Source organism: Streptosporangium sp. NPDC002524, assembly GCF_040295985.1.
Lineage (GTDB): Bacteria > Actinomycetota > Actinomycetes > Streptosporangiales > Streptosporangiaceae > Streptosporangium.
Genome location: NZ_JBEOWK010000001.1, coordinates 128,232 through 150,872, shown reverse-complemented (window position 1 = coordinate 150,872; position 22,641 = coordinate 128,232). Strand labels below are relative to the sequence as shown.

General features: G+C 72.5%; 18 protein-coding genes. 15 read left to right on the top strand and 3 right to left on the bottom strand.

Translation table 11 applies throughout. The annotated features are described in order from the left end of the window. The first annotated feature begins 43 nt into the window (after positions 1–43). The 4 genes from ABT053_RS00635 (at position 44) to ABT053_RS00620 (ending at position 4,267) form a co-directional block, all read left to right on the top strand. The gene (locus tag ABT053_RS00635) at positions 44–1,075 is read left to right on the top strand and encodes a methyltransferase (protein WP_350966673.1); all 1,032 of its coding nucleotides are present in this window, start codon (positions 44–46) and stop codon (positions 1,073–1,075) included. Positions 1,076–1,232: 157 nt separating this feature from the next. Continuing rightward, complete coding sequence (locus ABT053_RS00630; RefSeq protein ID WP_350966672.1) at positions 1,233–2,507, top strand: right-handed parallel beta-helix repeat-containing protein; 1,275 nt, start codon at positions 1,233–1,235, stop codon at positions 2,505–2,507. A 94-nt stretch (positions 2,508–2,601) separates the two neighbouring features. Beyond that, positions 2,602–3,240 carry an ACT domain-containing protein gene (locus tag ABT053_RS00625; protein WP_350966671.1) on the top strand — a complete coding sequence of 213 codons (639 nt, stop codon included), beginning with the start codon at positions 2,602–2,604 and terminating at the stop codon, positions 3,238–3,240. A gap of 244 nt (positions 3,241–3,484) precedes the next feature. Then, a complete protein-coding gene (locus ABT053_RS00620) occupies positions 3,485–4,267 on the top strand; it encodes a hypothetical protein (protein WP_350966670.1) in 783 nt (260 codons plus the stop codon). Between the two features lie 76 nt (positions 4,268–4,343). On the opposite strand, the gene ABT053_RS00615 is transcribed toward ABT053_RS00620, so the two are convergent. Next, positions 4,344–5,633, bottom strand: a complete 1,290-nt coding sequence (locus ABT053_RS00615) for an ABC transporter ATP-binding protein (RefSeq protein ID WP_350966669.1) — start codon at positions 5,631–5,633, stop codon at positions 4,344–4,346. Between the two features lie 325 nt (positions 5,634–5,958). On the opposite strand from ABT053_RS00615, the gene ABT053_RS00610 reads away from it, so the two are divergent. From ABT053_RS00610 to ABT053_RS00600, 3 genes are all read left to right on the top strand, one after another. Then, positions 5,959–7,023 carry a LacI family DNA-binding transcriptional regulator gene (locus ABT053_RS00610; protein WP_350966668.1) on the top strand — a complete coding sequence of 355 codons (1,065 nt, stop codon included), beginning with the start codon at positions 5,959–5,961 and terminating at the stop codon, positions 7,021–7,023. An 87-nt stretch (positions 7,024–7,110) separates the two neighbouring features. Beyond that, positions 7,111–8,352 (top strand): carbohydrate kinase family protein, encoded by a 1,242-nt coding sequence (locus ABT053_RS00605; protein ID WP_350966667.1) that lies wholly within the window; start codon positions 7,111–7,113, stop codon positions 8,350–8,352. A 148-nt stretch (positions 8,353–8,500) separates the two neighbouring features. Continuing rightward, positions 8,501–9,412: an aminoglycoside phosphotransferase family protein gene (locus ABT053_RS00600; protein ID WP_350966666.1), complete on the top strand. Its 912-nt coding sequence runs from the start codon at positions 8,501–8,503 to the stop codon at positions 9,410–9,412. Positions 9,413–9,667: 255 nt separating this feature from the next. Here ABT053_RS00600 and ABT053_RS00595 read toward each other — a convergent pair whose 3' ends face one another. Beyond that, positions 9,668–13,246, bottom strand: a complete 3,579-nt coding sequence (locus tag ABT053_RS00595; RefSeq protein WP_350966665.1) for an indolepyruvate ferredoxin oxidoreductase family protein — start codon at positions 13,244–13,246, stop codon at positions 9,668–9,670. 110 nt (positions 13,247–13,356) lie between these two features. On the opposite strand from ABT053_RS00595, the gene ABT053_RS00590 reads away from it, so the two are divergent. Beyond that, entirely contained in the window at positions 13,357–13,809 is a 453-nt protein-coding gene (locus ABT053_RS00590; protein WP_350966664.1) for an Lrp/AsnC family transcriptional regulator, read from the top strand. A gap of 192 nt (positions 13,810–14,001) precedes the next feature. Here ABT053_RS00590 and ABT053_RS00585 read toward each other — a convergent pair whose 3' ends face one another. Next, a complete protein-coding gene (locus tag ABT053_RS00585) occupies positions 14,002–15,240 on the bottom strand; it encodes a TIGR03364 family FAD-dependent oxidoreductase (protein WP_350966663.1) in 1,239 nt (412 codons plus the stop codon). Between the two features lie 143 nt (positions 15,241–15,383). On the opposite strand from ABT053_RS00585, the gene ABT053_RS00580 reads away from it, so the two are divergent. From ABT053_RS00580 to ABT053_RS00550, 7 genes are all read left to right on the top strand, one after another. Next, positions 15,384–16,151 carry a GntR family transcriptional regulator gene (locus ABT053_RS00580; RefSeq protein ID WP_350966662.1) on the top strand — a complete coding sequence of 256 codons (768 nt, stop codon included), beginning with the start codon at positions 15,384–15,386 and terminating at the stop codon, positions 16,149–16,151. After that, positions 16,148–16,852 carry a phosphonatase-like hydrolase gene (locus tag ABT053_RS00575; RefSeq protein ID WP_350966661.1) on the top strand — a complete coding sequence of 235 codons (705 nt, stop codon included), beginning with the start codon at positions 16,148–16,150 and terminating at the stop codon, positions 16,850–16,852. Before ABT053_RS00580 ends, ABT053_RS00575 begins: the two co-directional genes overlap by 4 nt. A gap of 290 nt (positions 16,853–17,142) precedes the next feature. Next, entirely contained in the window at positions 17,143–18,699 is a 1,557-nt protein-coding gene (locus tag ABT053_RS00570) for an ABC transporter substrate-binding protein (RefSeq protein WP_350966660.1), read from the top strand. A gap of 328 nt (positions 18,700–19,027) precedes the next feature. Further along, the gene (locus ABT053_RS00565; protein ID WP_350966659.1) at positions 19,028–19,993 is read left to right on the top strand and encodes an ABC transporter permease; all 966 of its coding nucleotides are present in this window, start codon (positions 19,028–19,030) and stop codon (positions 19,991–19,993) included. A gap of 8 nt (positions 19,994–20,001) precedes the next feature. Then, complete coding sequence (locus ABT053_RS00560) at positions 20,002–20,883, top strand: ABC transporter permease (protein WP_350966658.1); 882 nt, start codon at positions 20,002–20,004, stop codon at positions 20,881–20,883. Further along, entirely contained in the window at positions 20,880–21,692 is an 813-nt protein-coding gene (locus ABT053_RS00555) for an ATP-binding cassette domain-containing protein (RefSeq protein ID WP_350966657.1), read from the top strand. Before ABT053_RS00560 ends, ABT053_RS00555 begins: the two co-directional genes overlap by 4 nt. Continuing rightward, positions 21,677–22,624, top strand: coding sequence for an ABC transporter ATP-binding protein (locus tag ABT053_RS00550; protein WP_350966656.1), 948 nt, complete (start codon positions 21,677–21,679; stop codon positions 22,622–22,624). The genes ABT053_RS00555 and ABT053_RS00550 overlap by 16 nt, the downstream gene beginning before the upstream one ends. Positions 22,625–22,641 lie beyond the last annotated feature (17 nt).

The window sequence follows — 22,641 nt, the reverse complement described above, 5'->3', positions numbered from 1 at the left end:
CCCGCGCCCCTCACGAAACCGCGACCCACACGAACGAGGTCCGATGCCGCTCCACCTGACACCCGAGGACGCCCGCCGCTACCTGGAGAGCGGAGAGGCGCCCGGTCCCCATCTCGACGTGATCGGCGCCATGTCGGCGCACGCCGCCGCGGCGGGGCTCCGGCTCGGCCTGTTCGAGGCCCTGGCGGACGGGCCCAGGGACCTGCCCGAGCTGGCCGCGGGGCTCGGCGCCGACCGGGACGGCCTGCGCGTCCTGCTCGGCGCGCTCGCCGCGACCGGGTACGTGACCTCCGAGCCCGGCGGGTACGCGCTGACCGCCGTGTCCCGCCCGCTGCTCGGCGGGTACGGCAACACGCTGCTGTTCTGGCAGGAGGTCCTGGCCGGGCTCTGGGGCGGGCTGGAGGAGTCGGTGCGCTCCGGCAGGCGCGGCGCCGACTTCTACGCCTGGCTGGCCGGGCGCCCCGAGGTGCTGGCCCGCTTCCAGCGGTTGCTCCAGGACCAGGCGGGGTGGCTGGCGGAGGAGATCGCCGCCGTCGTCCCCCTGCCGCGCGGCGCCTCCCGGCTGCTCGACCTGGGCGGCGGGCACGCCCGCTACAGCATCGCCTACTGCCGGGACCGGCCGGAGCTGGGCGCCACCGTCGTCGACCTGCCCTCGGGGCTCGACGCGGGCCGCTCGGCGGTGGCCTCGGCGGGGATGGACGACCGCGTCATCCTCCTCCCCGGGGACATCCTGGGCGATCTTCCGTACCGGGACCAGGACGCCGTGCTGCTGTTCAACCTGCTGCACGGCTTCGGCGAGGAGCAGGCCTCGGCCCTGCTGCGGGCCGCGGCGCGCACGCTGCGCCCCGGCGGGGTCGTGCTCGTCCTCGACAGGGATCCCGGGCATCCGGGCGACGCGGCGATGCGGGCCTTCACCCCGCTCTTCGAGCTCAACCTGCACCACACCCAGGGCGGGCGGCTGTACTCCCCGGAGACGATCACCCGGTGGCTCGCCGAAGCAGGGTGTCACGGGCCGCAGGAGTACGTCCTGACGCGCTCCCCGGCCCACCTTCTGACCGTCGCCACCAGGGCGTGAGCCGCGCGGACGGCGGCCGGGCAACCCCGGCCCCGGGCCGCCTCCCGGGCCGCCGGGGTGGGGCGCAGGTAACGGCCAGCTGTGCGTCCTTCACTCGGATCGCTGAGTGAACCCCGGGTGTGCGAAGATCTCCGCTGACGTACTGGCGGGAACGGCGATGGAGCGTACCAGAATGATCTCGACGAGGCTGTGGGCCGCTCCCGTCGCAGGGGCTCTCGTGGCGGGAAACATGCTCGTCGCCGTGCCCGGAGCCGCCGCGGCGGGCACCGTCTACTACGTCGACTCGAAGTCGGGGAACGACTCCGCCGCCGGCACCTCGGCCGCGGCGGCCTGGCGCAGCCTGGACAACGTCAACGCCGCCACCCTCGGCCCCGGCGACGTCGTGCGCCTCAAGCGCGGCGGCAGCTGGCCGGGCGCGCTGACGCTGTCCGGCCGGGGCACCGCCGCCAGCCCCATCTCGGTCGAGCCGTACGGCAAGGGCGCGGCCCCGAGGATCAGCGGCAGGGACGCCGCCTGCGTGGTGATCTCGGGCTCCTACGTGCGGGTCGTGGGGGTGCGGGCGAGCAACTGCCAGTGGGCCGGTTTCGAGGTCGGCGGCAGCCGCAACGAGCTCGACCGCGTCATCGCCGACCGCAATATCACCGGCGTCCACTTCATCGGCGCGCGCAACGTCGTCAAGAACAGCGTCCTGAGCGACAACAACCGGATGAGCGTCAACGACGAGGGCGGCGACGACGACTCCGGCGCGTTCGGCGTGCTGCTCAACGGCGACGACAACCTCGTCACCGGGAACGTGATCACCGGCAGCTACGCCAGCAGCGAGGACTACGGCACCGACGGCGCCGCCGTCGAGGTGTTCAACGGCGACCGCAACCGGATCACCCACAACGTCGCCAGGAACAACGAGACCTTCGTCGAGCTCGGCGCGCAGAAGGGCAAGACCGCGGGGGGCAACATCTTCGCCCACAACGTGGTCACCTCCTCGCGCAGGGGCTCCTTCCTCGTCACCCGGGGCGCAGGTCACGTGGTCGGCCCGGTGAAGGGCACCGTCGCGGTGCACAACTCGGTCTACCTGCCCGCCCGCAAGACCCTCGGCTGGGCCTGCCACGACGGCTGCTCCCCGGGGATCCTGAAGCTGCGCAACAACATCATCGTGGTCGGCGGCGAGGTGGGCTTCGAGGACGGCAAGGGGGCCGACGAGGACGCCGGCGTCTACAAGGGCCGCTCCCTGAAGTTCAAGCTCGGCCCCCGGTCGATCGTGGCCGACCCCCGCTTCAGGAGCCGGACGGACCTGCGCCTGCGTCCGGGCTCCCCGGCGCTCGGCCGGGGCGTCAAGCTCGGCCCCACCTGGTACGGAGGCGCGGGCCTGGCCCGTGACCTCTCCGGTGCCGCGCTGTCCGCGAGCCCCGCCGCCGGGGCCTATCAGTCCTGATTTTTACGTACTTCAGGCTTTATTCTGGACATCTCCCCGGAACCTTCGTGAAACCTGGCTAGGACAGTCTGGTGCGCAGAGCGAGGTGATCGGCATGATGTTGCGGCTACGCGTTTCCTTCCCCGACAGGCCGGGTGCTCTGGGCCAGGCGGCCCGGGTGCTCGGCACGCTGGGTGCGGACATCCTCCAGGTGACGGTCCTGGAACGCGAGGTGGGCCGGGCGGTGGACGACTTCACCGTCTCCTGGCCCGGCACCGTGGACGCGGAGACGGTCAGGGACCGCCTCTCGGGCGTCCCGGGGATGCGGGTCGAGGGTGTCTGGCCCACCCGCGAGATACCCGGCACCGCGCCCGACTACGACCTGCTGAAGCACGTCGCCGCCGATCCCGGCAGGGCCTTCGCCACCCTCGTGGACGCCATGCCCGACCTGGTGAGCGCCGAGTGGGCGGTGATCCTGTCGCCGGAGAGCGAGGATCTCGTCCACCGCAGCTGGCAGGCCCCGATGACCCTCGACGAGACGGGTGGTCTCGTCGGTGTCAAGGCGGCCGACCTCGCCACGCTGCGTCCCGCCGTCCTCGGTTCCGGGCGGCACCAGCTGATGAGCCTGCCGGTGCCGGAGACGAGCCGGCACCTGGTCCTGGCCAGGACCGACGGCCCCCCCTTCCACCGCGCGGAGCTGGACCGTGCCATCCGCGTCCTGGAGATCGTCTCCATCATGAGCCGCGCCTCCTGACTCCCCGCGTTTCCGATATGTCGGTTATGGGGTAGGAAGGCTAGGAGTGGCTCGGCGCCACCTTCCGTGACCGCGCCTTCCCGTCCGTCGTGCCCGGTCCCGCCCGTGGAGGGTTCCTGGAGGGCGGCCGGGTCCGCCCGGCGGGACGGTGACCGTCGCGCACACCCGCATCGGATCTCCCCCGATAGACGCCGCTGGTCGTATCGGTACCGGGCCCCCGCGGGTCCGCGAGGAGGGCAGCCTGATGTCCGAGCTCCACCACGTCGTGACGATGACCCTGCTGGGGGCCCTGCTGGGACCCTGCCTGGGAGCGAGTACGGCCTGCGGGGGTGGGATCGGGACCGTCACGGGCGCCGCTCCCGCCGCCCCGGTACGAGGCCCCGACCTCGCGCGAAGTCCCGGCCCCGGGCAGAGCGCCGAGCCCGGCGCGAGCGTCACGCCGAGTCCCGGCCCCGGTTCCGGATCCGGTTCGCCGGAGAGCGCCGCGCCCGTGCCGGAGGGGTTCAAGCGGATCGGGGGACCCGCCAACGGCGTCACCGTCGCGGTCCCGAAGGAGTGGGTGGCGCTCGACCTGACCAAGGACGACCTCGACAAGGGGCTGAAGAACAGCGGCCTGACGGGACCCACGCTGGAACAGGCGAAGAAGAGCCTGCAGACCCTGGTCGACAACAACGGGATCTGGGCGTCGGACACCAAATCGGCGAAGGCCTCCAAGAACGGCTTCCCCACCAACCTCAACGCCTTCTGCCAGGCCGGGCGGCAGATCTCGACGGAACAGCTGCTCAGGGAGACCAGGTCCCAGCTGGAACAGCTCAACGCCAAGGTCGCCGAGACGAAGAAGGTGCGGATCGGCTCCAGGGAGGCGGCGCGGATCGTCTACTCGTTCGAGACCAACGGCGTCGACGTCCGGGGCACCCAGTACTACGTGCCGGTCGCGGACAGGACCTGCATCGTCACGCTCAGCACCGACACCGGGGGCAAGCAGGACCTGTTCGACCGGATCGGCGAGACCATCAGGCCGGCCTGACCGCCTCGCCTCGCCGCCGCGTCGGTTCCAAGGTGGCTCCGCGTCGGCTCCGGGGTGGCTCCGGGGCGGGGCCGCGTCAGCGCTGCGGCGGGTCGATGCGGGCGCCGTCCATGGTGAAGAGCATCAGGCGGGTGACGTCGACCCCCACCCGGGCGGACTCCCCGGCCCGCCAGACCGGGCGGGACCCCAGGCGGACGATGAGGTCGGCCCGGCGGTGGTTGCCGCTGACCTGCTCCTGCGCCTGCTGCGGCTCGGCGTCCTCGTCGAACGCCCCTCCGGGCATCAGCCGCCGCAGGACCGAGCGGATCCGCCCGCCGACGAGGGGGACGCCCAGGCCGTTGGCCTTGTGCCGGGGGTCGGGAGGCTCGGGCACGGCCACGGAGGTCAGCCCGCTCTCGACGTAGGCGAGCCACTCGTGGCCGTGGTACTCCAGGGCGCGGACGCGGCCGAGGAAGGTCGGCCCGTCGAAACTGTCGGGGACCGGGGCCAGGCAGTCCGGCCGCAGGCCGACGATGATCTGGTGGCCCACGTGCTGGGAGATGACGTACGCCCTGGGATCGGTCCAGGGGATCATGATCTGGTGCGGGCCGAAGTCCAGGAGGATGAACTGGTTCTGCGGGGTGCGCACGGTGGCCGCGAGCAGGTTGATCTGCTGGGAGCTGAGGAAGGCCGCGGTGAAGGCGGTCGCGGGGTCGTTGTAGACCTGGCCCGGGGTGCCGACGTCCTGCAGGACGCCGCGGTTCATGATGGCGATCCGGTCGGCCAGCGTGAGGGCCTCGACCTGGTCGTGCGTCACGTAGATCGTGGTCACCCCGAGGGAGCGGACCAGCGACGAGATCTCCATCCGGAGTTCGGTGCGCATGCCCGCGTCCAGGTTGGAGAGCGGCTCGTCCATCAGGAAGAGCGAGGGCTGGCGGACGATCGCGCGGCCCATCGCCACGCGCTGGCGCTGGCCACCGGAGAGCGTTCCAGGGCGCCTCTCCAGGGTCTCGTCGATGTGCAACGCCTTCGACAGCTCCGTCACACGCTCCCTGACCATCGCGGGGTCGGCCTTCGCGATCTCCAGGGGGAAGGCGATGTTGCCGCGTACCGTCCGGTGCGGGTAGAGCGCGCCGTTCTGGAACACCATGGCCACGTCGCGGTCGCGGGGGGCGAGCTCGTTGGCGAGCGTGCCGCCCAGCCACAGGTCCCCGTCGGTGACCTCCTCCAGCCCCGCGATCATCCGCAGCAGAGTGGACTTACCGCAGCCCGAGGGGCCCAGGAGTACGAGAAACTCCCCGTTTTCCGCGCGCAGGCTCATGCGGTCGACCGCGAGGTATCCGCCCGGGTATACCTTGCTCACGTTGTCGAGGACGACGGTACTCATGCGCGCTCGTTCCTCCCGGGCGCCCCCGCCCGGATCCCAGCCGTGTGATTGATGAGGTAGTACATCGCGACACTTGCCCGTGTGTCCATAGATGTCGTTAGAAATTGCTCATCTAATGGTTACTTCTCCGTTCCCCGGTGTGACATCCGGCCGTGACATAGGGCCTTTACCGGAACGCCAGTGCGAGGGTTGAAATGTTACAATTTGCGAAAAGTTGCAGAAACGAATTTCATAGAGGGTGCCGGATGCCGATCGTTTCGCGCCTGGTCCAGTCGCATGGTGTTCAGTCGCATGGTGTTCAGCCGCTTGGTGGGGTGACTGCTTGATGGACGGTGAGCTCGCGCAGACCTCACGTCTCCGCTCCGACGGGACGGCGATCCGGCTGGCCGACATCGCCGCGCAGGCCGGGGTGAGCGAGGCCACGGTCAGCCGGGTGCTCAACGGCAAGCCCAGCGTGTCGCCGTCGACCCGGCAGGCGGTGCTGACGGCCCTGGACCTGATGGGGTACGAGCGCCCGCAGCGATTGCGCCAGCGCAGCAACGGCCTGGTCGGCCTGGTCACCCCCGAGCTGGACAACCCGATCTTCCCGGCCTTCGCCCAGGCCATCGAGAAGGCGCTCACCCAGCACGGCTACACCCCGGTGCTCTGCACCCAGCTGCCCGGGGGCGCCCCCGAGGACGAGTTCACCGAGCTCCTGATGGACCGCGGGGTGAGCGGCATCGTCTTCGTCTCCGGGCTGCACGCCGACACCACGGCGAAGATGGACCGTTACACGCGCCTGATCGAGCGCGGGCTGCCGATCGTCCTGCTCGACGGCTACAGCGAGCGCGTCGAGGCTCCCTTCATCTCCCCGGACGACCGGGCGGCGGCCCGGCTCGCCGTGCAACACCTGGCCGACCTCGGCCACGAGCGCATCGGCCTGGCCGTGGGGCCGCGCCGGTTCGTCCCGGTGATCAGGAAGATCGAGGGCTACCGGCAGGCGATGTCCCAGCTGCTCGGCGTCACGGACACCGACGAGCTGATCTCGCACTCGCTGTTCTCGGTGGAGGGCGGGCAGGCCGCCGCGGCGCAGCTGCTGGCGCGGGGGTGCACGGGGATCGTGTGCGCGTCCGACCTGATGGCGCTGGGCGCGATCCGGGCCTGCCGCGACCGGGGACTGTCGGTGCCGGGGGAGGTGTCTGTGGTGGGGTTCGACGACTCGCCGCTGATCGCGTTCACCGACCCGCCGCTCACCACCGTGCGCAAGCCCATCGGCTCGATGGCCTCTGCGGCGGTGGCGACCCTTCTTGAGGAGATCAACGGGGTCCGCGCCAAACACGTCGAGCTGATGTTCCAGCCCGAACTCGTCGTCCGCCGCTCAACCGGCTCCGGCCCCTTGGTCAGCCGCTAGACCACAGCGGTCCGGGCCCTCCGGTCAGCTGCCGGGCACGTGTCCTGCCGCCGGGACACGTGCCCGGCCGGGTGGGACCATGGCCCGATGGACACTGGTCACGACGTCGTCGTCATCGGCGGCACCGGAGTCGACACCACCGCCTACGTGCCCTCGCTCCCCCTGCCGTACGCCGACACCTACGCGGTCCCGCCGGTGATCGACCGGATCGGCAACACCGGCAGCGGGGTCGCCCTCGGCTGCCACGCGCTCGGGCTGAGGGTCAAGCTGGTCGACCTGATCGGCGACGACCCGCAGGGCCGGTTCGTCCGGGCCCACTTCGCGGAGAGGGGGGTGGACACCGGCTGGGCGCTCGCACCGCAGGGGACCCGGCGCAGCATCCTGCTCGTCGGCCCGGACGGGCGGCGCACCTCGCTGTTCGATCCGCGCGCCGCGCCGGGCGAGCGGCTGCCCAGGGAGCTCTACCTGGACGCGGTCCGCGCGGCCCGGCACGTCCACGTGTCGATCACCGACTTCTCCCGGCACGTCTACTCCGACCTGCGTACCGGCTCCGACCTGCCTACCGGCTCTCACCCGAGCGCCGACTCCGACCTGCGCACCGGCTCCGACTCGCGCACCGAACCCGGCCCCGGCACCGGACCCGACCCGAGCACCGGACTCGAACCGAGCACCGGACTCGAACCGAGCACCGGACTCGAACCGGCCACCGGAACCGTTCCGGGGGCCGGGATCGTCCTGGGGGGCGGGTCCGTTTCCACCGACCTGCACGACTGGGACGGCGAGAACGACCACCACAGGGACTTCGCCTACTCCTCCGACCTGATCTTCCTGTCGGCCACCGCACTCGGCCCACGCCGCGACGAGGTCATGCGCGACATCCTGGAGCGTGGCCGCGCGAGGGCCGTGGTCTGCACGGAGGGCGCCGAGGGCTGCCGCGTCCTGGACGCGGACGGCTTCCGCGGCTTCCCCGCCGCCCCCCTGCCGGGGCCGGTGGTCGACAGCAACGGCGCGGGCGACGCGTTCGTCTCGGGGGTCCTGTACGGGCTGCTCTCCGGGCGTTCCCTCGACGACTCCATCCCCCTCGGAGCCGTCGCCGGAGCCCACGCCTGCACGTCGGCGGGCACCCACGAGAACCCCATCGCCGAGGCGGACCTCCTCCTCCGCGCCGGAGGAGCGACGGGACCCGCCCGGACAGCGGGACCCGGACAGGCAGCGGGACCCGCCCAGACGGCAGGGCCCGGCCACGTGAGAGGGACTCGCCCGGCAGCGGGACCCGTCCAGGCGGGAGGAACCGGCAGTGCCGGGGAGGCGGCCGCGCATCTCCCGTAGCCCGTAAGCCCGTAAGCCCGTAGCCCTCGTCACGTAGCCCGCCGACTCACCCGCCCGCCCGCCTGTCACGTGACGGCGTCCGTGTCCGCGTCCGAGGGGCGCCGAAAACCGTTTGCACGGCGGAGGGAACGGCCGACACACTCTCGGGGTGGTAGAGAGCCCGCACAGTGACGGTCGCGCCGGGATCGACGCGGCGCTGGTGAAGCGACTGGTCGCGGCCCAGTTCCCGCAGTGGAGCGCCCTTCCCGTGACCCCGGTCGAGGTCGACGGGTGGGACAACCGCACCTACCGTCTCGGTGACGAGATGACGGTGCGCCTTCCCACCGCCGCCGGCTATGTCCCGGCGGTCGACAAGGAGGACCGATGGCTGTCGGTCCTCGCCCCGTCGTTGCCGGTCGCCATTCCCGTGCCGCTGGCGAAGGGGGTTCCGGGCGAGGGATACCGGTTCAGCTGGTCGATCCGCGGCTGGCTGGACGGCGAGACCGCGAGCCTCGACCGCATCGGCGACCTGTCCGGGTTCGCGGTCTCGGTCGCCGAGTTCGTTCTCGCCCTGCAGCGCGTCGACGCGACCGGCGGGCCGCGGGCGGGCGCGCACAGCTTCTACCGGGGCGCGTCACCGGCCCACTACGACGACCAGACACGCCGCTCTCTCGCCGCGCTGGAAGGCCGCATCGACACCGCCCGGGCATCGGCCGTGTGGGACGCCGCCCTCGACGCCACCTGGTCCGGGCCGCCGGTGTGGTTCCACGGCGACCTCGCGAGCGGCAACCTGCTGGTCAGGGACGGAAAACTGTCCGCCGTCATCGACTTCGGGACGTCAGGCGTCGGCGATCCCGCCTGCGACCTGGTGATCGCGTGGACGATGTTCTCCGGCGAGAGCCGGGAGGCCTTCCGCGGCGCCGTCGGCCAGGAGCCCGCCACGTGGGCGCGGGCTCGCGGCTGGGCGCTGTGGAAGGCCCTGATCACCCTGGTCGAGGACATCGACAGGGACGAGAGGCGAGCCGCGGTCAACCGCCGCGTCATCGACGAAGTTCTGGCCGACCACGATCGCGCGGGCTGACCCCACCGACCCCCACCGACCCCCACCGACACCGACGCCCACCGACACCGACACCGGTGCCCGTGCTGACGCGGACACGCGCACCGGCGGCCGGATTCACGTCAGGGGCGCGGGTCGCCGGTGGACGCTCCGAGGCTCCGCGCGCTCGTCTGTGTCCAGCTCCGCCCCCGGACCCGCACCGGTACCCCGCCCCCGTACCCCCGCCCCCGTCGCTCCCGGTCGGGACCTCGCCGTCCGGGCAGCGGGGCACGGATCTCAGGCGCCGGTCAGCTCGTCGAGGGCGGCCCTGACGGAGGCGCGGTAGGCGGCCACGTTGCGCAGCTTCACGTGCTCGTAGCCGCGGACCGCGTCCGGCAGCTCGGCCAGCTCGCGGACCCGCTCCCCGGTCTCGGGGCGCAGGTGGTCCAGCGCGCGGTGCACGTCGCGGCTGTACTCGGCCGCGAGCTCCCGCTCGGTCCCGCGCACCCCGCCCAGGCCGAACGGGTCCAGGCGGGTGCCGCGCAGCACGCGCATGCCGTACAGCAGGCGGAAGGCCGGGTCGAACCAGGCGCCGAGGCGGAGCTTGCGCCTCATGCCCAGGGCGCGCAGGAACGGCGGGTGCAGGTTGTAGGAGACCCTCGCGCCGGGGCCGAACTCGGCGACGATCCGCGCCCGCTCGGCCGGGTCGAGGTGCAGGCGCGCCACCTCGTACTCGTCCTTGTACGCCATCAGCCGGTGCAGCTGCCGGGCGTAGGCCTCGGTGACGGCGGTGCTCCCGGGGGAGACCTCCCGCTCCCTGACGAGGACCGCGCGGACCGCGTCGGCGTAGCGGGCGGCGTAGCGCGCGTTCTGGTACGCGACGAGGTCGGGCACCCGGACCGTGAGGATCCGGTGCAGCTCGGTGTCGGGCTCGGCGACCGCGTCGACCAGGCGTACCGACTCCGGGGCGGGGAGCGGCGCGGCCGGGGCGGCGGGGCGGGTCGCCGCGGCCACGGCCTCGGGGGCGGCGACCACCGCGCGCCCCCAGTGGAAGGCGGCGACGGTCCGCTCGGCGGCCCGGCCGCCGCCCGCGCGGATGGCCCGCTCGATCGACTCCAGGCCGAGCGGGATGAGCCCGCGCTGCCAGGCGGCCCCGACGATGATCGTGTTGGCGGGCATGTGGTCGCCGAACAGCGCCTGGGCCATCTCCTCGGCGTCGAGATAGACGTTCAGCTCGCGCCGGGTCCGCGACTCCAGCGCGCCGATCGGCGAGCCTGCGTCGGTCAGGTGGGTGGACGGGTCGAGCACCATCGAACCGGTCGGCGCCAGGCTGGTGGAGACCACCGCCACCGTACGGTCGCGGTCGGCGGCGGCCAGGTGGGCGGGGTCGGTGGCGCCGATCAGGTCCAGCGCCAGGTAGGCGTCCACGCTGGCCACGCCGCCCCGCGCCGAGCGGTCGCCGTCACCGTCGAAGATGAGGATGTCGGAGACGACCGTGCCGCCCTTCTGGGCCAGGCCGGTCTGGTCGAGCCCCCGCGAGCGCCTGCCGTCGAGCATCGCGGCGGTGCCGAGGATCTGCGCGACCGACACCACGCCGGTGCCGCCGATGCCGACCAGCCTGATCGAGGTCTCCCCGGTGCGGGCCTCGGGAAGGGGCATGTCCGGCGGCGCGGGCAGCGGGGCGCGCCTCTTCGAGGCGGCCTTCCCCTTCGAGGGCAGGGCGGGCAGGACGGTGAGGAAGGACGGGCAGTCGCCCTCCACGCACGAGTAGTCCTTGTTGCAGGACGACTGGTGGATCTCGGTCTTGCGGCCGAACTCGGTCTCCACCGGCAGCACGGACAGGCACTCGGACTTCTGCCCGCAGTCGCCGCAGCCCTCGCAGACCCGCTGGTTGATCGCCACCCGCCTGGCGGGGTCGGGCAGGTCGCCCTTCTTGCGCAGCCGCCGCTTCTCGGCCGCGCACTGCTGGTCGTGGATGAGCACGGTCACGCCGGGGATCGCGGCCAGCTCGCGCTGGGCGTCCTCCAGCGCCGTCCTGTCACGCACCTCGGCGATGCCCGCGAGCCTGACCCCCCGGTAGCGCTCGGGCTCGTCGGTGGTGACGACGACCCTGCGCACCCCCTCGGTCTCCAGCCAGCGGGTCAGGTCGGGCACCGACAGCGCGGGGGTGATCGTCTGGCCCCCGGTCATCGCGACCGCGCTGTTGTAGAGCAGCTTGTAGGTGATGTTGACGCCCGCGCCTACCGCGGCCCGCACCGCGAGCGAGCCGCTGTGGTGGAAGGTGCCGTCGCCGAGGTTCTGGAAGATGTGCGGGGTGTCGGTGAACGGCGCCTGGCCGATCCACTGCGCGCCCTCGCCGCCCATCTGGGTGAGGCCGGTGAGCGTGCCCTTGCCCTCGCGGTTGAGCACCACCATGGTGTGGCAGCCGATCCCGGCGCCGACGGGCGCGTTGTCGGGGACGGCGGTGGAACGGTTGTGCGGGCAGCCCGAGCAGAAGAACGGGGTGCGCTTGGGGGTGAGCAGCGTGAGCGGCGCCGGGCGCGAGATGACGGAGAGCCCCTTCGCCACCTGCTCACCGAGACCGTTCAGGCCGGTCAGGTCGGTCAAGCCGTTCGGGCTGGTCAGGTTGATCAAATTATTCGGGCCGGTCAGTCCGTCCGGGCCGGTCAGGCCCCGGCGGCGCAGCCGGAAGGCGATGGCCTTGGCGGCGAGGTCGGCGTCGACGGCTCCGTGCCGGGGGATGAGCTGCGCGCCGTTCTCGTCGAGCTTGCCCAGTACGCGGGGGGCGTCGGCGGTCCCGTACAGGATGTCCTTGACCGAGGTCTCCAGCAGCGGGGCCTTCTCCTCCACGACGAGGATCTCCGACAGCCCCCGGGCGAAGGTCCGGACGATCTCCGGGTCCAGCGGCCAGAGCATGCCGATCTTCAGGAGGCGGACCCCGGCCTCCTCCGGCGTGACGCCGAGCTTGCGGAAGCCCTCGCGGACGTCGTAGTAGGCGGTCCCGGAGGCGACGACGCCCAGCCAGGCGTCGCGGGGGTCGGCGGTGACGCGGTTGAGCCCGTTCTCGCGGGCGTAGGCGCGGGCCAGGTCGAGACGCGGGCCGACGAGCGTGCGCTCCATCTCCAGCGACCACGGGGTGAGCAGCGTGGCGTCGGGCACGTGCCGGTACGGCCTGCCCTGGTACTCGACGACGGGCATGACCGGGACGACCCGGTCATGCCCGACGTCCACGGTGCCGGTGCCGTCCACGACGTTGGAGACGGCCTTCACCGCGACCCACAGGCCGCTGGCCCGGGACGCCGCGATCGCGTGGCGCCCCAGGTCGAGCAGCTCCTGGACGCTGCCGGGGTGGATGATCGGCATGCCCAGCGTGGCGAGCGTGCCCTCGGTCGCCGAGGGGAGGGTGGAGGACTTGCAGGTCGGGTCGTCGCCGCAGAGCGCGATCAGGCCGCCCTCGGGGTGGGCGCCGACGAAGTTGCCGTGCCGGAACGCGTCGGCCGCGCGGTCGACGCCGGGCGCCTTGCCGTACCAGACGCCCAGCACGCCCGAGGTGCGCGGGCGGGGGAGGGAGGGCACGAGCTGGCTGCCCCAGACGGAGGTGGCGCCGAGTTCCTCGTTCTGCCCGGGGTGATGCACCACGCCGAGCGGCTCGGTGTGGTGGCGCGAGCGGGCCAGCTCCTGGTCGAAGCCGCCGAGCGGGGAGCCGGGGTAGCCGGACACCATCGTGCCGGTACGCAGGCCCGCGGCCCTGTCGGCGCGCATCTGGTCGATGATCACCCTGACCAGGGCCTGGGTGCCGGTCATGAAGACCCGGCCCTCGTCGAGCAGGTAGCGGTCGTCGGGGGAGATCTCCCGGGCGTCTGCGAAGATCGTCATTGTTTCGTCCCGTCGTCGGCGCTCCTGCGTAGCCGCAAGGTTATGCCAGGTAGAACAAAATTCGATGTCAATCTTTCCAAGGCCGGAGCCCCTCGTTAGCATCCGATGTCATGGATGTGACGGATCGCGCAATTCTCGGTCTCCTGCAGGTGGAGGGGCGGTTGAGCAACCTGGAGCTGGCCGAGCGGGTGCGGCTCACCCCCTCGCCGTGCCTGCGCCGGGTCCGCAACCTGGAGGAGAGCGGAGTGATCACCGGCTACCGCGCCGTGATCGACCCGGCGGCCGTGGGGCGGGGCTTCCAGGTCGTCGCCTACGTCGAGCTGGAGGGCCAGGACGCCGAGACGGTCACCGCCTTCGAGGCCGCCGTCATGGAGATCGACGACGTGGTGGAGTGCCTGCGCATGTTCGGCCGCCCCGACTACGTGCTGCGGGTGGCGGTGCCCGACATGGACGCCTACAGCCAGCTCTGCCTGGAGCGGCTCGGCCGCCTGCCCGGCCTGGACAAGCTCACCTCGCAGATCGCGATGAAAGCCCTCAAGCCCGGCGGCGTCCTCCCCCTGTGAACCGGCTCCTCCCGGAGCCACCCCTTCCCGGTAGGCCTCGCCAAAAAGGCCCTCGCCGAAAACGCCCCTCCCGGAACCGTGCCGTGCTTCCCTGCGCCTCGCGGGGGAGTCGCCGATTCAGGGGTCACGCCGGCGCGGAGGCCGGTGGCGCGTGAGAGGTCCCTTCTCAAGGTGAGAGGAGGCTGGGGGAGGTCAGGTGAGGGAGTCGAGGACGGCGGCGGCCAGTCCGTGGGCCGTCGTCATCCCGATGCCGGAGGTGACGGAGACGACGCGGACGCCGCCGGCCACCTCCCGGTCGAGGAAGTCGGTGCCTGCCGAGGCATACACGCCCCGCCAGCGCTTGCGCACGCGCAGTCCGGGGACGCCGAGCAGCCGGGCCCCTTCGCGCAGGACGAGCTCGGCGAGCCTCTCGTCGTCGAACGGTTCGTGGGTCGGCGCGTAGTGATGGGTGTCGCCGAGGACGAGATCGCCGTCGGGGCGCTGGGTGAACATCAGGTTGACGGCGGCGTCGGCGAGTTCCGGCGCCTCCCGCCCGATCCGATCGCGGACGGGCCCGGCCGCCGGGAGGGAGGCGAACCCGGCGTAGCGCAGCAGGGAGAGCCCGGTCAGCACGCCCGGCCCCACCCGCACGCCACCGGGCGCGGCGACCTGCAGCATCTGCAGGCTGCACCGGGTCAGCCCGGCGTCGTCGGCGACCTCCGGCAGGAGCCGGTCGACGTCGTGCCCGACCGCGATGACGGTACGGGCGGCGCGGACGTCGCCGCGGGCGGTGCGGGCCAGGCCGGGCTCGACCGACAGCACGTTGGTCCGCCACAGGATCGGCACGCCCCGCGCGGCCAGCCAGGCGGCCAGGGCCGGGATCGCCCGCCTCGGGTCAACCCGCAGGTCGAGGGGCAGATGGGCGCCGCCCACGATCTCGGGGTCGTGCGCGGGCAGCTGCGCGGCCACGCCTGAGCGGTTCAGCAGTACCACCTGCTCCGGCCCGCGAGCGGCGGCGAACTCCGCCAGGACGGCCATCTCGTCCGGCCGGCGGGCGACCACCACGGTCCCGCACTCCAGCGCGGTGAATCCGGCCTCCCCGGCGAGCCACAGCCAGCGTTCCCGGGCCGCGAGGGCGTAGGTGAGCGCGAGCCCGTCCTGTGCGGTCGTGCAGATGTGCCCGAAGTTGCGCACCGAGGCACCCACCGCGAACGCGTCGCGTTCCACGACGACGACCGACAGGCCGCGCAGGACCGCCTCGACGGCGTGGGCGAGACCGACGACGCCCGCGCCGACCACGAGAAGGTCGACCGGGGAGACGGGGAACACCGGTGGCTCCGAGGCCGGGGAAACGGGGAGAACCGGCGACTCCGAGGCCTGGGAGACGGGAAGCACCGGCGACTCCGGGACCGGGGAGACAGGGAGCATCGGCGGCGCTGAGAGGCGGGTCACGGCGAGAAGGCTCTCCCCGGAGGGTGCCGTCCGTCAATCGGGCAGGGGACTTGTACAGACAAATTAATACGCTGTTCACCTGGTGATTTGTGGAAATCCCAGCCGGTTGACACTCGCCGAGCCGGTACTTGTATGGTCAGCCCATGTCGCCGGAGTCCATGCATGCCAAGATCGCCGGTGCCCTGCGCGGCCGGATCGTCGCGGGCACCCTGTCCGTCGGCGGGCCGCTGCCGTCCGAGGCCCAGCTCGTCGAGGAGTTCGGCACCTCCCGGGGCACGGTCCGGCAGGCGCTGGCGGCGCTGCGCGACGAGGGTCTCATCGAGGGCCGTCAGGGCCGGTCGCCGGTGGTCCGGCGCGCGCCGATGGGCCAGCCGTTCGAGACCTTCCTGTCGTTCACCGCGTGGGCCGAGCAGCTGGGCCACCGTCCCGGCCAGCGCACCCTGGAGATCGCCCGCCGTGGCGCCTCCGAGGCGTCGGCCGCCGCGCTCGGCCTGGAGCCGGGTGACCACGTCGTGGACGTGCTGCGCCTGCGCCTGATCGACGGCCTGCCCGTCATGCTGGAGCGCAGCTCGTTCGTCCTCGACCTCGGCATGCTGCTGTTCCAGTTCGACCTCGACGCCGGGTCCGTCTACGCGGGCCTGACCGCCTGGGGCGCGGATCTCGCGACGGCCACCCACACGATCGACGCCATCTCGGCGCCCGCCGCCGACGCCGCCCTGCTGGAGATCGAGGCGGGCGGCCCGCTGCTGCGCGAGCGCCGCACCACCGCGACCGGCGAGGGCCGTCCCGTGGAGTACGCCGACGACCGGTACCGCCCCGACCGCGCGACCTTCACCATCGCCAACGCCCGGACGCGGCGGCTCGCCGTCGTCCGCGACATGTTCGACCCCGGAGGAAACCCATGGCCGTGACCACAAAACCCCCCAAGCGCGAGCGTCCGCCCGTCTTCGAGCTCGCGGCGCTCGACATGGCCGGCACCACCGTGCAGGAAGGCGGCGCCGTCTACCGGGCGGTGGCCGAGGCCGTCGAAGCGCGCCTGGGACGGCCCGTCCCCGGCGACGCGCTGCACCGCTGGACCGGCACGAGCAAGGACGAGGCCATCGCGGGCCTGCTCACCGACCTCGACGGCTCCGCCCCCGCGGAGGCGGTGGCCGAGGTCTACGCCGGGTTCGTCGAACGCCTGACCGCCGCCTACGCCGCGACGCCGCCGACGGCGATCCCCGGTGCCGCCGAGGCCATCGGCGAGCTGCGCGCGGCGGGCGTCAAGGTCGTCCTGCAGACCGGCTACTCCCGCGACATCGCCGAGTCCATCCTCGGCGCCCTGGGCTGGACCGTGGGGGAGACCGTCGACGGCCTCGTCGCCGACGACGACGTCCCGCTCAGCCGTCCCGCGCCCTATCTCGTCTTCCGGGCCATGGAACTGGCGCGCGTCACCGAGGTCGGACGGGTCCTCGTCGCCGGCGACACCCCGAACGACCTCGCCGCCGGCCGCAACGCGGGGGCGGGCTTCGTCGTCGGCGTCCTCACCGGCGCGGCCACCGTGGCCGAGCTCGGCGGCCACCGCCACACTCACCTGCTGCGGTCCGTGGCCGCCCTCCCGTCGCTGCTGTAGGACCCCGGCCGCCGTCTCCCCGGTCCTCAGCCGCTTCGCCGGTAAAGGGTGTCCGTAAAGCGGATTTTTGTCCGAAATTGGAAAAAGCCTACTATTTCTGTAGGATTAGCTGAGAAGCCGCTGACGACGTGTTCCCAGCCCGTCGCCGGTGGCGTACCGCAGCAAACCCCTCCGGCGAGTCCTCGCCGGCCGTGACGAAGTCAGCTGTCCGAAACCATGCCCGCAGCGGCTCCCGCACCTCTCGTGCGGTCCGTGCGGCCCGATGGCGCGGACGGCCATCGGGAGAGACAGTGAACAGGAAGACGACGCCGTTCATCGGAGCCGTGATCGCGGCCGCGCTGGTCCTCGCCGGCTGCGGCTCGGGCCCCGGCCCGGACTCCGGCTCCGGATCGGGCTCCGGCTCCGGGGGGAGCGCCGCGCCCGCGGGGTCGGCGGCCGCCTTCGACCCGGCCGCGACGATCGAGGTCGGCTCGCTCTACGAGCCGCAGAACCTCGACAACACCGGCGGCGGCGGGCAGGGCACGACGGAGGCGTTCAACGGCAACGTCTACGAGGGGCTGTTCAGGCTCACCGACGAGGGCAAGGTAGAGAACCTGCTCGCCGAGAGCGACGAGGTCGGCTCCGACGGCCTCACCTACACCTTCACCCTGCGCGACGGCGTCACCTTCCACTCGGGCGACCCCCTCACCTCCGCCGACGTGAAGAGCAGCATCGAGCGGGTCACCGCGGAGAAGTCGCAGTCGGCGCGCAAGAGCAGCTTCGCCGTCGTCAAGAGCATCGAGACGCCCGACGACCGCACGGTCGTCGTGAAGCTGAAGGAGAAGTCGATCTCCTTCGTCTACAACCTCAGCTACATCTGGATCGTCAACGACGCGGCCAAGGACCTGACGAAGTCCGAGGACGGCACCGGCCCGTACCGGCTCGGCGAGTGGAAGCGCGGCTCCACGCTGAGCCTCACGCCGTTCGACGGCTACTGGGGCACCGCCCCGACGAACAAGGGCGTGGTCTTCCACTACTTCACCTCGGCGACCGCGCTCAACAACGCGCTGCTGACCGACGCCGTCGACGTCGTGACCAGCGAGCAGAGCCCGGACGCGCTGGAGCAGTTCAAGAACAACCCGAACTACAAGGTCAACGACGGCCGGTCGACGACCAAGCTCCTGCTGGCCTTCAACGACAAGGCCAAGCCGTTCGACAACAAGCTCGTCCGCAAGGCCGTCAGTTCCGCCATCGACGACCGCAAGCTGCTCGACTCCGTCTGGGGCGGCTACGGGACGCCGATCGGCTCGATGGTCCCGCCCACCGACCCGTGGTACGAGGACCTCACCTCGGTCGACCCCTACGACGTGGAGCTCGCCAAGAAGCAGCTCGCCGAGGCGGGTCTCCCGAACGGGTTCGACTTCACGCTCGACACCCCGAACTACGACCCGCACCCCACCGCGGCCACGTTCATCAAGGGCGAGCTGGCCAAGATCGGCGTCAACGTGACGATCAACGTCATCACCGCCGACGAGTGGTACACCAAGGTGTTCAAGAACCGCGACTTCACCGCCACGCTGCAGGAGCACGTCAACGACCGCGACGTCGTCTGGTACGGCAACCCCGACTTCTACTGGGGCTACGACAACCCCGAGGTGACCAAACTGGTCAACGACGCGGAGAGGTCCGACACCGTCGAGAAGCAGGCCGAGCTGCTCAAGCGGGCGAACCGGCTGATCGCCGAGGACGCCGCCAGCGACTGGCTCTACCTCTACCCGCAGATCGTGGTGGCCTCGTCGTCGCTGTCGGGCTACCCGGTCAACGGCCTCAACTCGCAGTTCCACGCCTACGGCATCAAGAAGAGCTGATGCCCGGCACCGCCTCCCCTCGGCCCGGCATCGCACCCCACCGGCCCGGCACCGCACTCCGTTGGCCCGGCATCGCACCCCACCGGCCCGGTACCGCATCCCACCGGCCCGGTACCGCATCCCACCGGCCCGATACCACAGCCCACCGGCCCGATACCACAGCCCACCGGCCCGGCACCGCACCCCGTTGGCCCGGCACCACACCCCACCGGCCCGGCCCGCCGCCTCGCGCGGCGGGCCGGGTTCCGGCGCGCACCGGCCGGTCCCCCGGCGTCACGTGCGCCGCCCGGCCCTCCGTGACCGCTCGCCCGCTGCCCGGTGGCCTCCCGTGACCACGTACCTGCTGCGGCGGGCGGCGTTCCTCCTCGTCTCGTTCCTCCTGGCCTGCGTCGTGCTGTTCCTGCTGCTGCGCCTGCTGCCCGGCGACCCCGCCAACGCGCTGCTGTCGGCCGGGGCCACCCCCGAGCAGATCGAGGCCGCCCGCCACCAGATCGGCTCCGACCGGCCGCTGCCCGAGCAGTTCGCCACCTGGCTCGGCCAGATCGTCACCCTCGACCTGGGCGAGTCGTTCATCAGCACCCTGCCGGTCGGCCCGGAGATCGCCTCCCGCCTGGTCGTCACCGTCCCGCTGACCCTGCTGTCCTTCCTGCTCGCGGTGGCCGTCGCCGTGCCGGTCGGCTTCGTCGCCGCCCACCGCGCGGGCACCTGGTACGGGTCCCTGCTCAGCGGGCTCTCCCAGCTGGGCATCGCGGTCCCGGCCTTCTGGGTGGGGATGCTGCTGGTCACGGTGTTCGCGCTCAAGCTGAGGGTGTTCCCCGCCGGTGGCTTCCCGAGGGACGACTGGGCGGACCCGGTCGCGGCCCTCACCTCGCTGGCGCTGCCCGTCGTCACGATCGCCCTCGTCATGTCGGCCTCGCTGATCCGCTACGTCCGCTCCGCCACCCTGGACGTGCTCGGCAGCGACCACCTGCGGACCTTCAGGGCGCTCGGCTCCTCCTTCACCGGGGCGATGTGGCGGCACGGCCTGCGCAACGCGGCCGTGCCCGTCGTCTCCATCCTCGGGATCGAGCTCGCCACGACCTTCCTCGGGGCCGTCGTCGTCGAGAGCGTGTTCGCCCTCCCTGGTCTCGGCGGCATGCTGGTCAAGGGGATCGCCCAGCACGACTACCCGGTGATCCAGGGCATCCTGTTCGTCAGCACCTTCGCGGTCCTGCTGATCGGTTTCGCCGCCGACCTCGCCCAGCGGCTCATCGACCCCCGGCTGCGCGGCACCGTCTCCGGAGGCCCGCGATGAGGCCCGCGATGAGGGTCGCGGCCTCCTCGCCGAAAGCCCCCGTCCCCGAGGCCCCCGCAGCGGACGCCCCCGCCCGGTCGCGGTGGTCCGCGACGCTCGTGGCCGGATGCGTGCTCGCCGGACTGGTCGTCGCCGTCGCGGCCCTCTCCCTCCTGTGGCTCCCGTACGCCCCGGACGACACCTCGGGGGACCGGCTCATGCCCCCGGGGGCCGAGCACCTCCTGGGCACCGACAAGCTCGGCCGGGACCTGCTCACCCAGCTGATGATCGGCGCCCGGATCGCGCTGACGGTCGGGGCCGGGTCGGTCCTGCTCGGCGGGGTCCTCGGCCTGCTCGCCGGTCTCGCGGCCGGGTTCGCCACCCGGTGGCTCGACGACACGGTCTCGGCGCTGCTCGACATCCTCATCGCCTTCCCCACCCTGCTCCTGGCCATGCTCATCGTCGCGGTGCGCTCGGCCTCGCTCGGCTCGGCGATCCTGGCGATCGGGCTGGGCATGTCCGCGATCGTGGCGAGGCTGACCCGGGTGCTCGTCAAGCGCGTGCTGGCCCAGGACTTCGTCACGGCCTCGCGCACGTCCGGGACCTCCTGGCCGCGCGTGGTGACCGAGCACGTCCTGCCCAACATCTGGCCGACGCTGCTGGTCAACCTCGCGCTCCAGCTCGGGCTCGCCGTGCTGGCCGAGGCGTCGCTGTCCTACCTGGGACTCGGCCCGCCCCCGCCGAACGCCTCCTGGGGGCGCATGCTGCAGGAGGCCCAGGCGACCGTCCTCACCGCGCCGGTCGGGGCCGTCGCCCCCGGCGTGCTGCTGGTCGTGCTCGTCATCGGGGTGAACCTGATCGCCGACGGCCTCAGGGACGTGGCCGACCCGACCCGGAGGAGGACGCGATGAGCCTGCTCGACGTCACGGGACTGCGCGTGCGCTCCGCCGGAGGCCGCGACCTCGTCAGGGACCTGTCCTTCACGATCGGCCCGGGGGAGCGGCTCGGCCTGATCGGCGAGTCCGGGTCCGGCAAGTCGCTCACCGCCCTCGCGGTGATGGGCCTGCTGCCGTCCGGCATGACCGCGTCCGGCAGCGTCGTGCTGGACGCGCCGGGAACGGGCCCGTCCGAGGTCGTCGGCGCCCCCGAGCGGCGCCTGAACGGGCTGCGCGGCCGGGCGGTGTCGGTCGTCTTCCAGGAGCCCCTGACGGCACTCGACCCGCTCATGAGGGTCGGCCGCCAGCTCGCCGAGCCCATCAGGCGCAGGCGGAGGCTGCGCGGGGCCGCCCTGCGCGCCGCCGTGGCCGCCGCGCTCCAGGAGGTCCGGATCGCCGAACCCGGCCGGGTGGCGCGGGCGTACCCGCACGAGATCTCCGGCGGCCAGCGCCAGCGCGTCGCCATCGCGATGGCCCTGGCCTGCGAGCCCGCGCTGCTCATCGCCGACGAGCCGACCACGGCCCTCGACGTGACGGTGCAGGCGGAGGTGCTCGCCCTGCTCGGCGGGTTGGTCACCGCCCGGGGCATGGCCCTGCTGTTCATCGGCCACGACCTCGCGGTCGTCTCCGGGATCACCGACCGCGTCCTCGTCCTCAAGGACGGCGAGGCCGTCGAGTCGGGAACCGTCAGGGAGATCGTGGACGCGCCGCGCCACCCGTACACCCGGTCGCTGGTGGCGGGCGCCCGGCACCTCGACAGCGCACTGGATTGGACGAACCGTTGACCCGGCCCACCCCGGACCAGTCCACCTCGGACCAGCCCACCCCGGACCAGTCCACCCAGGACGGGCCCACCTCGGACCAGCCCGCCCCGGCCCGGTCCACCTCGGACCGGCCCACCCCGGACCGGCCCACCCCGAACCAGTCCACCTCGGACCAGCCCATCCTGGAGGCGCGCGAGGTGGGTTTCACCTACCGCGGCGCGTCGGCCCCGGTGCTCTCCGACGTCTCCTTCCAGGTACTGCCAGGGCGCAGCACGGCCCTGGTCGGGGAGTCGGGGGCGGGCAAGACGACGCTGCTGCGCCTGCTGCTCGGCCTGGCCGTGCCCACCGCCGGAAGGATCCTCTTCGACGGGACGCCGCTCTCGCCGCGCGACCGCGGGCGGATGCGCGCGTTCCGCCGCGGCGTGCAGACCGTGTTCCAGGACCCGTACTCCTCGCTCGACCCACGGCAGCGGGTGAGCAGGATCGTCGCCGAGCCGCTCCGCTCGCTCGGCCTGGTACCGGCGGCGCGGTGGAACTCCTCGGCCGCCGACCTGCGCGTCGCCGCCGCGCTCGAGGCCGTCGGGCTGCCGGCCGACGCCGCGCGCCGCTACCCGCACGAGTTCTCCGGCGGGCAGCGCCAGCGGATCGCCATCGCGCGGGCCATCGTGTGCGAGCCCCGGGTCCTGCTCGCCGACGAACCCGTCAGCGCCCTGGACGTCTCCACGCGCGTACGGGTCATCGACCTGCTGGCCGAGCTGCGCGAGAGCCACGGGCTGACCGTCGTGATGGTCTCCCACGACCTCGCCGTGGTCGCGATGCTCTGCGACCACACGGCGGTCCTCGAACGCGGCCGGATCGTGGAGCAGGGCGACACCGCCACCGTGCTCGGTTCCCCGGCCCACCCCTACACCCGGCGCCTGATCGACAGCATGCCGAGGCTCCCCGTCACCTGACCGCTTCCCCGCTTCCC

Excerpts from the sequence above, each read along its gene's own strand:
- ABT053_RS00610 (WP_350966668.1), top strand. The coding sequence starts at position 5,959 with ATGGACGGTGAGCTCGCGCAGACCTCACGTCTCCGCTCCGACGGGACG.
- ABT053_RS00615 (WP_350966669.1), bottom strand. The coding sequence starts at position 5,633 with ATGAGTACCGTCGTCCTCGACAACGTGAGCAAGGTATACCCGGGCGGA.
- ABT053_RS00580 (WP_350966662.1), top strand. The coding sequence starts at position 15,384 with ATGTCGCCGGAGTCCATGCATGCCAAGATCGCCGGTGCCCTGCGCGGC.
- ABT053_RS00595 (WP_350966665.1), bottom strand. The coding sequence starts at position 13,246 with ATGACGATCTTCGCAGACGCCCGGGAGATCTCCCCCGACGACCGCTAC.
- ABT053_RS00605 (WP_350966667.1), top strand. The coding sequence starts at position 7,111 with ATGGACACTGGTCACGACGTCGTCGTCATCGGCGGCACCGGAGTCGAC.
- ABT053_RS00625 (WP_350966671.1), top strand. The coding sequence starts at position 2,602 with ATGATGTTGCGGCTACGCGTTTCCTTCCCCGACAGGCCGGGTGCTCTG.
- ABT053_RS00630 (WP_350966672.1), top strand. The coding sequence starts at position 1,233 with ATGGAGCGTACCAGAATGATCTCGACGAGGCTGTGGGCCGCTCCCGTC.
- ABT053_RS00620 (WP_350966670.1), top strand. The coding sequence starts at position 3,485 with ATGTCCGAGCTCCACCACGTCGTGACGATGACCCTGCTGGGGGCCCTG.
- ABT053_RS00635 (WP_350966673.1), top strand. The coding sequence starts at position 44 with ATGCCGCTCCACCTGACACCCGAGGACGCCCGCCGCTACCTGGAGAGC.
- ABT053_RS00560 (WP_350966658.1), top strand. The coding sequence starts at position 20,002 with ATGAGGGTCGCGGCCTCCTCGCCGAAAGCCCCCGTCCCCGAGGCCCCC.
- ABT053_RS00555 (WP_350966657.1), top strand. The coding sequence starts at position 20,880 with ATGAGCCTGCTCGACGTCACGGGACTGCGCGTGCGCTCCGCCGGAGGC.
- ABT053_RS00590 (WP_350966664.1), top strand. The coding sequence starts at position 13,357 with ATGGATGTGACGGATCGCGCAATTCTCGGTCTCCTGCAGGTGGAGGGG.